Genomic DNA, 12,753 nt, shown 5'->3' with positions numbered 1-12,753 from the left:
GGTCAGGACTTACCGGTGCGGGGAACGCCGGTGGCTTTTTTGGAGCCTATGAACCGGAAGTAGGCAAAGCCCAGGCCCAGCAGGACCAGCACGGTGATGGCCTGCACGGCCAATGGGCTGCCGGTAGCTACGGCAACCGCGGCCTGGACCTCGGACTTCACCATCACGGGGGGTTCGGTGGGCGTAGCAATGATTGCGGGGGCCGTGGATGGCGCCATTGTCGGAGTGGGCGAGGGAGTCGGCGTCTCCACCGGCGCTTCCTGCACGGGAACTTCTACGGGCGCCGGGACTACAGGGGCCACCGCCGGCGGCGTTTCGACAACGGGCGCCGGGACTACGGGGGCCACAACGGGCGGCGCTACGGGCGGGACCACGGGCGCCGGGATGGTTGCCACCGGCGCGGGCGGTGTCTCAACGGCCGGCGGCGGGGTTTCCACCGGAGGTGGAGTGAAGACGGGTTCGGTCGGTGTAGTCGGCGTGGGTGCCGGCCCCGGTTCGGTTGGCGTCGGGGACGGCGAAACCGCCGTTTGCAACGGGCTAGGGACCACCAGGTCATCGGCATTGGCGGCTGTCGCCGTGCCCATGACCGAAGCGGCCAGGAGCAGCGCTCCCAGCCCGGTGCTTATGGATTTCTTTCGGCTGCACGACGTCATCGACAGTCCCTCCCCCACAGTGCGAGATTGAATCAGGTGTGCGTTATGCGGCCAACACTAACGTCCTTGTCGGCAGAGCCCCAGAGGTGCACGAGGTCCCAGTCTACTCGAAGGTAAGAGTCAGGCTGTTCAAAGCGATGCTACCCGCCGATCCGAAAGTGCGTCCAGAGCGCCACGCTGACCGGGTTACGCTGGATGAATGCTCCAGTTCAGCCGCCGTATTTCCGCCCGCATGGCCCTGGTTGCGGCGGCCGCCGCAGCCAGCCTGGCCTTGACGTCATGTTCCCCGGTGGTGGACGTAACGCCCGCCAAGGATGCCGCGAATGCGGCGTGCGCACCCATGATGCTGGCCCTTCCGGACGCAATCGGTGATGCCAAGCTGCGCAAGACCAACGCCCAGGCCACGGCGGCGTGGGGTGATCCGTCCGCGGTGATCCTTCGCTGCGGGGTCAACGTTCCGGGGCCCACCACGGACCGCTGCGTAAGCGTCAACGGTGTCGACTGGGTCATCAAGGAAGGCAACCCGGTGTGGACGCTGACGACGTTCGGCCGCGAACCGGCCACGGAGATCCTGATGGATCCGGACAAGATCAGTTCGGCCACCGTACTGGCAGACCTCGCCAACGCTGCGCAGAAGATCAAGGCAACCCGGAACTGCGTGGGCCAGGAAGACCTGCAGAACCTGCCTTCCAGCAAATAGGCCGGGCCTAGCGCAGGCCGGTCTTGCGGTGCAGCGCCAGGTGGATCAGCTCGTCGATCAGCTCCGCATATCCCAGGCCTGAGGCCTTCCACATCTGCGGGTACATGCTCTTGGGCGTAAACCCGGGCATCGTGTTGATCTCGTTGATGATCAGTTCGCCCTCAGGCGTGTAGAAGAAGTCCACCCGGCTCAGTCCCTCACCGCCGACGGCGTCGAAGGCGACCGCGGCAAGTTCCCGGACCCGGGTGATCGCTTCATCGGGGAGGTCGGCCGGGCAGCTCAGCGCGGCGGCGTCGTCCACGTATTTGGCGTTGAAGTCGTAGAATTCGTGCCCGCCGCCGGCCACGGAAATCTCGCCCGGCATGGACGTCCTGGGGGCATCGGTCCCCCGGCCTTCCAGCACGGCGCATTCAATTTCGCGTCCCATGATGCCGGCCTCGATGACCAGCTTGGGATCGTGCTCGCGGGCCGCCGCGATTGCCGCGTCGAGGCCCTCGAGGGAATCCACCTTGGAGATGCCCATCGAAGAGCCCGCCCGGGCGGGCTTGACGAACACCGGGAAGCCGAGCTGGTCCACGCGCTTGCGGACGGACTCCGGATCATTGCGCCACTGGCGGTCGGTCACGGCGATGTACGGTCCCACGTGGAGACCGGCCGATTCAAAGACCACTTTCATGAAGTGCTTGTCCATGCCGACGGCGGACGCCAGCACGCCGGCACCCACGTAGCGGGTGTCAGACAGCTCCAGCAGGCCCTGGACGGTGCCGTCTTCGCCGAACGGCCCGTGCAGTAGCGGGAAGACGACGTCGACGGCGCCAAGCTCTTGCGGGACCGCGTTCGGGGAGGCCACAATCAGCTGGTGCTCGCCGCCGATCTCGGCCAGGGCTACGGTCTGCGTCGAAGGCGCCACTTCAGGCAGCGACGACGCCGAGAGCGACCACTCGCTGGTGGCGCCGGAAGCCAAGACCCACTGGCCGGTCTTGGCGATGCCGATGGGGATGACGTCGTACTTGTCCTTGTCGATGGCGCCCAGGACACCGGCGGCTGTCACGCAGCTGACGGCGTGCTCGCTGGAACGGCCGCCAAAAAGCACCGCGACGCGGGGTTTGGACTGGCCCGTACGGCCTTCAGTGCTCACATTTTTCTCTGACACGCTCAGTAGTCGCCTTCGGGTTTCAGGTCCCGGGACAGCAGCAGCGGACCCAGTTCATCTACGGACAATTTTCCGGCCAGTACGGCGACGACGGCTGCCGTGATGGGCATGTCGACGCCGAGCTTCCCGGCGAGTTCGTGAACCGCCTGGCTGGACTTGATGCCTTCAGCCGTTTGCTTCATTTCGGCGGTGACCTGCTCGAGTGTCAGCCCCTTGCCTAGCAGCCTGCCGGCCGTGTGGTTTCGGGACAGTGGGGACGAACAAGTGGCCACGAGGTCACCCAGGCCGGCGAGCCCAGCCATGGTGCGGGCCTCCCCGCCCAGGGCCAGTGTCAACCGGGAGGTCTCGGCGAGGCCGCGGGTGATGACCGAGGCCTTGGTGTTGTCCCCCATCTTCTTGCCTTCGCAGATTCCCACAGCAAGGGCGATGACGTTCTTGACGATCCCCCCGATTTCTACGCCGATCACATCGTTCGTGGTGTACGGGCGGAAGTAGGGTGCGGTACATGTTCGGGCGATCCAGCCGGCCGCGACCGGATCCGTGCAGGCCACAACGGACGCCGTTGGCTCTTCCCGGGCGATCTCCATGGCCAGGTTGGGACCTGAAACCACGGCCACCCGGTTGGCTGGCAGACCGAGTTCCTCGCAGATGACCTCGCTCATGCGGGCATCGGTGTGCAGCTCGAGGCCCTTCATGAGGGACACGACGACGGCGCCGGGCGCCAAATGCTGCTTCCAGGCCTGCAGTTGGGGCCGCAGGGTCTGCGCCGGAACGGCCAGGATGACCACTTCCGCGCCGGCGAGGACCTCGGCGACGTCCGTGGACGCGGTGATGGTGGACGGCAGCGAGATGCCCTTCAGGTACTGCTCATTGCGGTGCACGGTGTTGATCTGCTCCACGACTTCCGGGCGCCGGCCCCAGAGGCGGACGCTTCGTTCGACCCCGGAGGCGGTGGCGGCGTCGGCGACGACCTTGGCGAACGTGGTGCCCCAGGAGCCCGCTCCCAGGACGGCCACGGTGGTGGCGGAATCGGATCCGCGGCTGGCCGCCGTCACGCGGTGCCGTCCGGGTCAGTTCCCGTGGCGGCGGTTGTGCCTGCAGCATCCGAGTTCTTGCCGGAGCCCTCGGCTGGGTTGGCGCCTGTCCCGGCGGCTGCTTCCGGCGCGACATCAGCGCCGGCGTCGGGACCTTTGCTTGCCGTCTTAGCTGTTCCTGGCGTTGTGCCAAGCTCGACCATGCGGCCGTGCGTGGACTGGTTGTGCGCGGCGGGATCCCAGCGCTGCGCGGGCGGCTGTTCGCCGCGCAGTTCCGCCAGAAGGGCCGTAATGGCGTCCATGATGACATTCGTGGCTGCCGTGAGCGTCTGCCTGTCCAGCGGGCGGCCTTCGAAGGCGCTCAAGTCCACGGGATCCCCCACCACCAGGCGGGAGGTCTTGCGGGGAAAGATGTAGAAACGCTTCGCATACCGCGGGAAGACCTCCTGGGCGCCCCAATGGGCCATGGGCACCACGGGAATGCCGCTCTCCAGGGCCATGCGCGCGGCACCGGTGTGACCCTTCATCGGCCACAGAGCCGGGTCCCGGGTCAGGGTTCCCTCGGGGTAGATAATGATCGCGCCGCCTTCGTTGACGATCTCTTTGGCGAGCTGCAGCGAACGGTTCGCCCCCGTCGTCGAGCGTTCCACCGGGATCTGCTTGGTGGACCGCAGCACCGCGCCCAAAACGGGCACCTTGAAGAGGCCGGCCTTGGCGAGGAAGTGCGGCATCCGCTTCTGGTTGTAGAGCATGTGCCCCACCACCAGTGGGTCGATCTCCGTGCAGTGGTTAGGCGCGGCGATGAAGCCCCCTGCGGGCAGCTTCTGAAGGCCTTCCCACTTCTTGTTCATCAACAGGTTCATCACAGGCCGGACGATCCCGGCGACGGCCACAAACGTGGCGTGGCTCTTGGCCGATTCCTTCACCAGGCCCCCGCTACTTGGCTGACGTGATGTCGAAATCGGCGCCGAGGCCCGCGAGCTTCTCGGTGAAGCGCTCGTAGCCGCGGTTGATGATGTCGATTCCCGTGACGCGCGAGGTACCGGTGGCGGCCAGAGCAGCGATGAGGTGGCTGAATCCGCCGCGCAGGTCCGGGACGTCAATGTCGGTGCCCTTGAGCTGCGCGGGTCCGGAGATGACGGCGGAGTGCAGGAAGTTGCGCTGGCCGAAGCGGCAGGGCACGCTCCCGAGGCACTCGCGGTGGACCTGGATGTTGGCGCCCATGCGGATCAGCGCATCGGTGAAGCCGAACCGGTTCTCATACACCGTCTCGTGGACGATCGATACGCCCTCGGCCTGGGTCAGGGCGACGATGAGGGGCTGCTGCCAGTCCGTCATGAAGCCGGGGTGAACATCCGTTTCGAGGACCAGCGGGTTGAGCTTGCCGCCGCGGTGGTAGAAGCGGATGCCGTCGTCGCCGATGTCCATTCCGCCGCCAACCTTGCGGTAGGTGTTCAGGAACGTCATCATGTCCCGCTGCGTGGCGCCTTCGACAAAGATGTCGCCGCGGGTGACCAGGGCAGCAGAAGCCCAGGAAGCCGATTCATTGCGGTCCGAGAGGGCACGGTGGTTGTATCCGCCGAGGTCCCGGACGCCTTCGATCCGGATGGTGCGGTCGGTCTGGACGCTGATGATCGCGCCCATCTTCTGCAGCACGGCGATGAGGTCAACGATTTCCGGCTCGGTGGCCGCGCCGGAGAGCTCGGTGATGCCTTCGGCGCGGGTGGCGCTCAGCAGGACCTGCTCTGTGGCGCCGACGGACGGATAGGGCAGGGCRATCTTSGCGCCCTTGAGSCCGTTGGGMGCGGAGATGTGGATKCCGCCGGGGCGCTTTTCMACGACGGCGCCGAACTGGCGCAGGACGTTSAGGTGGTARTCGATCGGGCGGTCGCCGATCTTGCAGCCGCCMAGGTCSGGGATRAAWGCCTCRCCGATCGCGTGGATCAGCGGCCCGCAGAGCAGGATCGGGATGCGCGAATCGCCGGCGTGGGCGTCGATGGCCGTGCTGGAGGCGGTCTTGGCGCCCTTCGGGTCAAGGGTCAGGTCGCCGGTGACGGGGTCCTTGTCGACCCTGACGCCGTGGAGCTGGAGCAGGCTTGTGACAACCTCGACGTCCTTAATTTCAGGCACGTTGCGCAACACCGACGGTTCGTTGCCCAGAAGGGCGGCAACCATGGCCTTGGGGACAAGATTCTTGGCCCCGCGAACGGTGACGCGGCCAGTCAGCGGGACGCCTCCGCGGATTGTCAGAACACTACTCATATACCGGTTTCCTCACGACTACTCGCCCCCAAATCCTTACAAAGGCTCCAGCTAAGCATAGGAGCATCCGTTACCGATCTGAAATACAGAGCGGTTCGAAGGGCCGCGTGTTGGGTTCGGCTGAGCGGATATGGCGAGGCGTACGGCGCCGCATGCGCGGCGCCGTACGGACCGCAGTGTCAGCGAGAGTCGCCGCAAAGCAGGCGGGCACGTTGCCGGGGATCCCCTGCCGCGGCGCTGGCCGCCGCAGCCAGGCCGAACGCACCGTCCAGCACCGCCCGATCCGCAGAAGCGGAGGACCCGTAGGCGGCGAATTCCGCCGTGTGATGGGCCGCGCCGCCCACGTCGTAGCCAAGCAGCGGGTGGATGCTCGGCACCAGCTGAGAGACGTTTCCCATGTCCGTGGAAGCCACCGGCTTGGCGTTGAAGGTGACGTCCCTCCCCCGGACGGCCATCGCTGCGCGGTAGGCCTCGGAGAGGAAACTGTCCTGCCTCAGCTCGGCATAGGCGTTCCCGGCCGGCGTGACCTTCAGCGTCGCGTCGCTGGCAAGAGCACCGGCCTCCAGGCAGCGCCGGACTTTTTCCTCGATCACCCGGAGTGACGCAAGGTTCGGCGAGCGCATTTCCACGCTGGCCCGGGCACGCTCAGGGATAACGTTGACGGCGCTCCCGCCTTCCGTGACGATCAGCGACACGATGGATCCCGGCGGAAGCTGTTGCCGGGCCAGGGCAATCGCCGTTTGGGCGACCACCAGTGCGTCCAGTGCGTTGATACCTTCGGCCGGCGCCGCTGCTGCATGGGCCGGACGCCCCTCGTACAGCACGTCCCACATGCACATGGCCAAGGATGAACCACCGATGACGTCCTCGGCACCCGCATGGGCCATCATCGCCAGAGCTACGTCGTCGAAGAAGCCCTCCTCGATGAGATCCACCTTTCCGCCAGTCGTCTCCTCGGCGGGGGTGCCGAGCACCTTGACGGTGATGCCAAGGTCGTCTTCCGTCAAAGCTGAAGCCCGCGGCCCGCAACAGCACGGCGGCCCGTTTGGCGGCCCGGAACTCGTCGCCGCTGAGTTCCGGATCGGCGTGGATCGCATGGCTCAGACGAAGAATCTTGGGCTGCCAGCGGTCCAACGCCGCGGAGATGCGGCCGTGGATCCCAGACATGGAGGCAATGGAGGAGGGGGCAGGGCCTGCCTGCGTCAGCGCAGCCGGGTTCACGGAAGGACCTCCGCGGACTGACGCTGCGGATAGCGTGCTGAGGCAGCCGCCGCGATCAATGCAGCCATTGCGAGCACTCCCCAGATGGATACGAGGCCACCCTCGGTGATGCGCCCGGACTCCGCCGACGATGACGAGAGGAGCTTGACGACGGCGGCACCCACCGCAATGCCAACCGACAGTGCCAGCTCGTTGAGTCCGGCCGCAGTCGAGGTCTCCTCCAGCGCGACACCCTCGACGGAAAGCGAGCGGGTCCCGGCCTGATACATGCCGAGGCTCAAGTTGAACATGGCGAATCCGACACAGTACCCGGCCAGGGAGCCGTGCGCAGAGATCATCACCACGAAACCACCCGCGAGCAGCAGTCCGGCGAAGACCAGCGTGGCCCGCTCGCCGAACGCCTTGAGCGCCCGCGCGGTCAACATCGACGACGCGAATGAGAGCACGGATGCGGCGGCTAGGACGATGGCGATCATGAGTGGGCTGAGGGCGAATCCATAGCCGGTCTTGTCGGGGTTGGCGTGCAGGAAGATGCCGTTGGTGCCGAAGTAGCTGATGGACGCGAAGCCGAAGAAGAAGGTGGCCAGCGAGACTGCGCGATACGCGGGTTTGCAAGCATGCGCAGATCCACGAACTTCTTTCCCTGCTCAGGGCCCCTTGCATCTATCCGGGCCCAGAAGGCCAGCAGCGCCAGTCCAACCAGGCCGGATCCGAGCGTCCGCGCATCGAGCCAGCCCCAGTCCGGCCCCATCGAAAGGGCGACGACGAAGCCGATCAGGCCGACGGAACAGGCCATCAATGGCACCAGGGCAATTCCCTCCCGGGTGGGAGTTCCGGCGTCGGGCAACAGGAAAGAAGAGAACAGTGCCGCGACGGCGAACGGAACCGCCACCCAAAATCCGAGCGTGGGGTCGCTGACGCCCACAATCCCCGCCAGCAGCCCACCTGCACCGACCGTGATCATGAGCATGCCTATCATCACGCTGACTCCGGTACGGGTGTGAGCTGGGCTGCTGACCCGCAGGATTCCCATCATGAGGGGGATGAAGCCCACGACGCAGGTGAGCAGGACGACGCCCACGGTCACGGTGGCCAGGGACGGCCAGAGTGCCATCATGAGCACTCCCGCAGCGACCACCGCAGTTGAGCAGCGGAGCACCAGCCGGTAGCCGTAACTGTCTCCGAGCCGGGAGATGATGGGCGTGAGCACGGCGAAACTGACGTTGGAGATCAGGAAGATGCCGTTGATGGTCGGATCATCGATGGACAAGACGGGCCCGAGGGCGGGCAGGATGGGGTTCAAGTACCCCTGGGTGACGCCACTGAGTGATTCGATCACGGCCATCGCCACGACCATGCCGGCGATCGTTCGGCGGGTGATCGCCGCCGTCGTCGGTGGGACTGTCTTGCTTGTCATATTGCTTCCTTGGGACTCGGGACACCTGACTTGGAGTGATGCGAGTCACAACGTTAGCTTCGGCCCCATCTACGCCCACGATATTGCTCTAAATCCCCAACGCATCGAGAAATTTGAAAGAATCAGCCATGATCTCTGAATTGGATCTCGAAATCGTAAACGCCCTGCAGATCAATCCGAGGGCCGACTGGGCCCGCGTGGGGGACGTCCTTGGCCTCTCCGGCCCCACCGTATCCCGGCGCTGGAACGCACTCGCGGAACAGGGACTCGCGTGGATCACCCCGTCTCCAGGACCGCGGTACCTCAGTGCCGGCTGGTCCGCTTTTATCTTTCTGTCCTCGGTGCCGGGCGAGCACGAGGCCCTCATTCAGCGGCTCTGCGCGGAACCCGCTTTCGGGACAGTTTCCCTTGTGTCAGGAGCCCACGACTTGTTCGTGGACTGTTTCGCATCAAGCCATGAGGAGCTCATGGCGATCGTCACGGGCGCCTTCGCGGACCTGCCAGGTGTGACGCGCAGGGAGGTTGTCTTCGTTACACAGCTCTATCGGCAGGCCTCGGAGTGGCGCAGCGGAACCCTGGAACCAGCGCGGGCGCGGCTCATGGCGAAGGACTCTACTCCGCCACCGCCCGCCTACGCCCCCGACGGGCTGGACGCCACCCTGCTGGAGGAGCTTGCTCGCGATGGTCGGGCCAGTTGGGCAGAGCTGGGCGCCGCCTCCGGCGTGTCGCCCCAGACGGCCCGACGGCGGGTGGAACGGTTTCTGGCCTCCGGCTACATGACGATGAGGTGCGATACTTCCGTCGCCGGCCAGCAGGGCCTGCGGGAGGTGAGCCTGAGCCTCAACGTTCCGGCGACCCATGTGGACTCCATCGGCCGATACTTCGCGGGACTGCCAAGCTGCCGCTTGAGCGCGCAGGTACTAGGTACCCAGAACCTTTTGGTGACACTGTGGGTCCGCGACTATCTAGAAGTCCAGGGGCACGAGCGGGAGCTGGCAGCCCGGGCGCCGGGAAGCACGGTAATCACCCGGCAGGCGGTGGTTCGCACGTATAAACGGCTCGGACATCTGTTGGATGAGTCAGGGCGAAGCCAGGATGTTGTCCCCCTGCCACTGTGGCGGGAGGACTCGACGCAAGCCTTGCGTCGCCACGATGACTCCTGAACGGACGCACAAATCCATAACCTGCGGAGCACCAGCCCATCCCAAAAAGAGCGTGCCGCCGTCGAGTCTTTCAACTCGACGGCGGCACGTCATCACTACGCGATTGCTGCCAGAAGCCCTGGCGGCTCAGCCCTGGGCCTCAGGACAACCGGGCAGGAAGCGTCTTGGGCTTGAAGGAGGGCCGGGTGGCCTCGTACGCGGTGATATCGGGTTCGTGCTGCAGCGTCAGCCCGATGTCGTCCAGGCCTTCGAGGAGGCGCCACCGTGTGTAATCGTCAATCTCGAACGGCGCCACAATGTTGCCGCACTGCACGGTCTTGGACACGAGGTCCACCGTAACCTCGGTGCCGGGTGCGTTCTCGAGTTCCTTCCAGATGAGCTCGATGTCGTCCTGGGCGACCTCGGCGGCGAGCAGGCCCTGCTTGCCGGAGTTGCCGCGGAAGATGTCGGCAAAGCGGGAGGACAGGACGGTCTTGAAGCCGTAATCCTTCAGTGCCCAGACGGCATGCTCGCGCGACGAGCCGGTGCCGAAGTCGGGGCCCGCCACCAGAACGGATCCAGCGCTGAACGGCGCCTGGTTCAGGATGAAGGACGGGTCTTTGCGCCAGGCGGCGAAGAGCGCGTCCTCAAAGCCGGTGCGGGTGATGCGCTTGAGGTATACGGCGGGGATGATCTGGTCCGTGTCGACGTTGCTCTGGCGCAGAGGGACACCGATTCCGGTGTGGGTGGTGAACTTTTCCATGGCGGATCCTTCGGGACTGTATGGATCAGGGCTAAGTGGATCGGGCCGTGCGGCGGAGGCTGCGCGGCCGGGGTTAAAGGGCGTCGACCCGGAGCGCCGCGGACTCCGGGGCGGGGTCCAGATCCGACGGCGAGCTCAGCGTGCCGCGGACCGCCGTCGCCGCTGCGACAACAGGCGAGACGAGGTGCGTGCGGCCGCCCTTGCCCTGGCGTCCCTCAAAGTTGCGGTTGGACGTGGAGGCGCAGCGCTCCCCCACCTCCAGCTGGTCCGGGTTCATGCCCAGGCACATGGAGCAGCCGGCAAAGCGCCACTCGGCACCGAAGTCCTTGAAGACCTTGTCCAGGCCCTCGGCTTCGGCCTCAAGCCGGACACGGGCGGATCCGGGCACCACCAGCATGCGCACGGCCGGGTCCTTGGTCCGTCCCCGGACAATGTCGGCGGCGGCCCGGAGGTCCTCCATGCGGGAGTTCGTGCAGGAGCCCAGGAACACGGTGTCCACCCGGATCTCCTTCATCGGCGTGCCGGCCTCCAGGCCCATGTACTGCAGGGCGCGTTCGGCGGCAGCCTTGGCGTTCTCGTCGCCGAAGTCCTCCGGCGAGGGCACCTTCGCGGACAGGGACACGCCCTGGCCCGGGTTGGTCCCCCAGGTCACGAAGGGTTCCAGGGTGTTGGCGTCCAGGTCCACCTCGACGTCGAACGCGGCGCCGCCGTCGGTGCTCAGCGTGTTCCAGTATTCGACGGCGGCATCCCACTCGGCGCCCTGGGGCGCGTGCGGGCGGCCGTACATGTAGTCGTACGTGGTCTGGTCCGGGGCCACCAGCCCGGCGCGGGCGCCGGCCTCGATCGACATGTTGCAGATGGTCATCCGGGCTTCCATGGACAGGGCACGGATGGCCGAGCCACGGTACTCCAGCACGTAGCCCTGCCCGCCGCCGGTGCCGATCTTGGCGATGACGGCCAGGATGATGTCCTTGGCGCTCACACCGGGCCGCAGCGTGCCCTCAACATTGATGGCCATGGTCTTGAACGGCTTCAGGGACAGCGTCTGGGTGGCCATGACGTGCTCCACCTCGGAGGTGCCGATGCCCATGGCGAGCGCTCCGAAGGCGCCGTGGGTTGAAGTGTGCGAGTCGCCGCAGACCACGGTCATGCCCGGCTGCGTGAGGCCCAGCTGGGGTCCGACCACGTGGACGATGCCCTGCTCGGCGTCACCGAGCGAGTGCAGGCGGACGCCGAACTCCTGGCAGTTGTTGCGCAGGGTCTGGATCTGGGTCCGGCTCGTGAGATCGGCAATTGGCTTGTCGATGTCCAGCGTGGGAGTGTTGTGATCCTCTGTGGCTATGGTGAGGTCCGGCCGGCGCAGCTTGCGCCCGGCGAGCCGCAGGCCTTCAAACGCCTGCGGCGACGTCACCTCGTGCACCAGGTGGAGGTCGATGAAGAGGAGGTCCGGCTGGGCGTTGGCTCCTTCGCCGTCCCCCTTGCGCACTACGTGCGCGTCCCAGACTTTCTCGGCCAGTGTCTTTGCCACGGCCTGCTCCCTTCACTGCGGTAAGTAAATGTGCGTCCCTACGCGGGCTGTTAGTTCCACTGAACCAGCACAGCCAAGTAATACGCCAGCGCGTTGACTTGCATCTCAGATAATGAGACGTCAATATCATTACATGGACAATTCTAGTGGAGTCGGTGTCATCGATAAAGCGGCCCATGTGCTTGACGCACTTGAGGCCGGCCCCACCACCTTGGCACAGCTGGTGGCGGCCACGGGGCTGGCTCGGCCTACCGTGCACCGGCTGGCTCTCGCCCTGGTGCACCACCGGCTGGTGAGCCGCGATATCCAGGGCCGGTTCGTGCTCGGGAGCCGCCTGGTGGAACTGGCTTCCGCCGCAGGCGAGGACCGCCTCATCGCCTCCGCCGGCCCCGTGCTGATGCAGCTGCGCGACGCCACCGGCGAGAGCGCGCAGATCTTCCGACGCCAGGGCGACTGGCGCGTCTGCGTTGCCTCCGCCGAGCGCCCCATCGGCCTGCGCGACACAATTCCCGTTGGCACCCAGCTGTCCATGAAGGCCGGCTCGGCCGCCCAGGTGCTGCTGGCGTGGGAAGACCACGACCGGCTCCTGGAAGGCCTCCAGTCGGCCCGCTTCACCCCCACCGTTCTGGCGGGAGTACGACGCCGGGGCTGGGGTCAGAGCCTGGGCGAACGCGAGCCGGGGGTCGCCTCCGTTTCGGCCCCGGTCCGAGGACCGTCCGGCCGCGTGATTGCCGCAGTGTCCATTTCCGGCCCCATCGAGCGCCTGACCCGCCAGCCGGGGCGGCTGCACGCCGAAGTGGTCTGCAACGCCGGCCGCATCCTGACCGAGGCACTGCGCAAGACCAACGACTGAGCAAGACCAACGACTAGGCAAGAACAA

The 12,753-nt window shown here is 66.2% G+C and carries 12 protein-coding genes and 1 pseudogene; 3 read left to right on the top strand and 10 right to left on the bottom strand.

Going from position 1 to position 12,753, the window contains the following annotated elements; all coding sequences use genetic code 11:
- Positions 1 to 2: 2 nt before the first annotated feature.
- Positions 3 to 653, bottom strand: a complete 651-nt coding sequence (locus AC1DEY_RS20165; RefSeq protein WP_476869518.1) for a hypothetical protein — start codon at positions 651 to 653, stop codon at positions 3 to 5.
- Between the two features lie 199 nt (positions 654 to 852).
- Here AC1DEY_RS20165 and AC1DEY_RS20160 point away from each other — a divergent pair, with 199 nt between their 5' ends.
- Positions 853 to 1,353 (top strand): DUF3515 family protein, encoded by a 501-nt coding sequence (locus AC1DEY_RS20160; protein ID WP_476869517.1) that lies wholly within the window; start codon positions 853 to 855, stop codon positions 1,351 to 1,353.
- Between the two features lie 7 nt (positions 1,354 to 1,360).
- Here the strand turns inward: AC1DEY_RS20160 and AC1DEY_RS20155 are convergent, their stop codons facing one another.
- The 7 genes and pseudogenes from AC1DEY_RS20155 to AC1DEY_RS20125 all read right to left on the bottom strand — a co-directional run bounded on the left by AC1DEY_RS20155 (position 1,361) and on the right by AC1DEY_RS20125 (position 8,440).
- The gene (locus AC1DEY_RS20155; protein ID WP_476869516.1) at positions 1,361 to 2,506 is read right to left on the bottom strand and encodes a D-alanine--D-alanine ligase family protein; all 1,146 of its coding nucleotides are present in this window, start codon (positions 2,504 to 2,506) and stop codon (positions 1,361 to 1,363) included.
- A 2-nt stretch (positions 2,507 to 2,508) separates the two neighbouring features.
- Entirely contained in the window at positions 2,509 to 3,561 is a 1,053-nt protein-coding gene (locus AC1DEY_RS20150; RefSeq protein WP_476869515.1) for an NAD(P)H-dependent glycerol-3-phosphate dehydrogenase, read from the bottom strand.
- 167 nt (positions 3,562 to 3,728) lie between these two features.
- Positions 3,729 to 4,466, bottom strand: a pseudogene (locus AC1DEY_RS20145) (lysophospholipid acyltransferase family protein); the annotation flags it as partial.
- 10 nt (positions 4,467 to 4,476) lie between these two features.
- Entirely contained in the window at positions 4,477 to 5,802 is a 1,326-nt protein-coding gene (gene murA, locus AC1DEY_RS20140) for a UDP-N-acetylglucosamine 1-carboxyvinyltransferase (protein WP_028278332.1), read from the bottom strand.
- Between the two features lie 179 nt (positions 5,803 to 5,981).
- A complete protein-coding gene (locus AC1DEY_RS20135) occupies positions 5,982 to 6,809 on the bottom strand; it encodes a M20/M25/M40 family metallo-hydrolase (protein ID WP_476869514.1) in 828 nt (275 codons plus the stop codon).
- A 210-nt stretch (positions 6,810 to 7,019) separates the two neighbouring features.
- A complete protein-coding gene (locus tag AC1DEY_RS20130; RefSeq protein WP_476869513.1) occupies positions 7,020 to 7,499 on the bottom strand; it encodes a hypothetical protein in 480 nt (159 codons plus the stop codon).
- On the bottom strand, positions 7,496 to 8,440 hold the full coding sequence (locus tag AC1DEY_RS20125) for an MFS transporter (protein ID WP_476869512.1): 945 nt from the start codon (positions 8,438 to 8,440) through the stop codon (positions 7,496 to 7,498). Before AC1DEY_RS20125 ends, AC1DEY_RS20130 begins: the two co-directional genes overlap by 4 nt.
- 128 nt (positions 8,441 to 8,568) lie before the next feature.
- Between AC1DEY_RS20125 and AC1DEY_RS20120 the strand changes: the two genes are divergently transcribed.
- Positions 8,569 to 9,603, top strand: coding sequence for an Lrp/AsnC family transcriptional regulator (locus tag AC1DEY_RS20120; protein ID WP_476869511.1), 1,035 nt, complete (start codon positions 8,569 to 8,571; stop codon positions 9,601 to 9,603).
- Between the two features lie 139 nt (positions 9,604 to 9,742).
- Here the strand turns inward: AC1DEY_RS20120 and leuD are convergent, their stop codons facing one another.
- Both leuD and leuC read right to left on the bottom strand, forming a co-directional pair.
- On the bottom strand, positions 9,743 to 10,345 hold the full coding sequence (gene leuD / locus AC1DEY_RS20115) for a 3-isopropylmalate dehydratase small subunit (protein ID WP_476869510.1): 603 nt from the start codon (positions 10,343 to 10,345) through the stop codon (positions 9,743 to 9,745).
- Positions 10,346 to 10,418: 73 nt separating this feature from the next.
- Positions 10,419 to 11,873 (bottom strand): 3-isopropylmalate dehydratase large subunit, encoded by a 1,455-nt coding sequence (leuC, locus tag AC1DEY_RS20110; protein WP_476869509.1) that lies wholly within the window; start codon positions 11,871 to 11,873, stop codon positions 10,419 to 10,421.
- 133 nt (positions 11,874 to 12,006) lie between these two features.
- On the opposite strand from leuC, the gene AC1DEY_RS20105 reads away from it, so the two are divergent.
- Complete coding sequence (locus AC1DEY_RS20105) at positions 12,007 to 12,726, top strand: IclR family transcriptional regulator (protein WP_390204725.1); 720 nt, start codon at positions 12,007 to 12,009, stop codon at positions 12,724 to 12,726.
- The last annotated feature ends 27 nt before the right edge of the window (positions 12,727 to 12,753 follow it).

The sequence above is a fragment of the Arthrobacter sp. 05T47 genome, assembly GCF_056395825.1.
The sequence above is the reverse complement of the archived record's forward strand: the minus strand, read 5'-3'. Positions and strand labels throughout refer to the sequence as shown.

What these genes read in the sequence shown, in the direction of transcription:
- AC1DEY_RS20165 (WP_476869518.1), bottom strand. Translation starts at nt 653, where the DNA reads ATGACGTCGTGCAGCCGAAAGAAATCCATAAGCACCGGGCTGGGAGCG.
- AC1DEY_RS20160 (WP_476869517.1), top strand. Translation starts at nt 853, where the DNA reads ATGCTCCAGTTCAGCCGCCGTATTTCCGCCCGCATGGCCCTGGTTGCG.
- AC1DEY_RS20130 (WP_476869513.1), bottom strand. Translation starts at nt 7,499, where the DNA reads ATGATCGCCATCGTCCTAGCCGCCGCATCCGTGCTCTCATTCGCGTCG.
- AC1DEY_RS20125 (WP_476869512.1), bottom strand. Translation starts at nt 8,440, where the DNA reads ATGACAAGCAAGACAGTCCCACCGACGACGGCGGCGATCACCCGCCGA.
- AC1DEY_RS20120 (WP_476869511.1), top strand. Translation starts at nt 8,569, where the DNA reads ATGATCTCTGAATTGGATCTCGAAATCGTAAACGCCCTGCAGATCAAT.
- leuD (WP_476869510.1), bottom strand. Translation starts at nt 10,345, where the DNA reads ATGGAAAAGTTCACCACCCACACCGGAATCGGTGTCCCTCTGCGCCAG.
- AC1DEY_RS20105 (WP_390204725.1), top strand. Translation starts at nt 12,007, where the DNA reads ATGGACAATTCTAGTGGAGTCGGTGTCATCGATAAAGCGGCCCATGTG.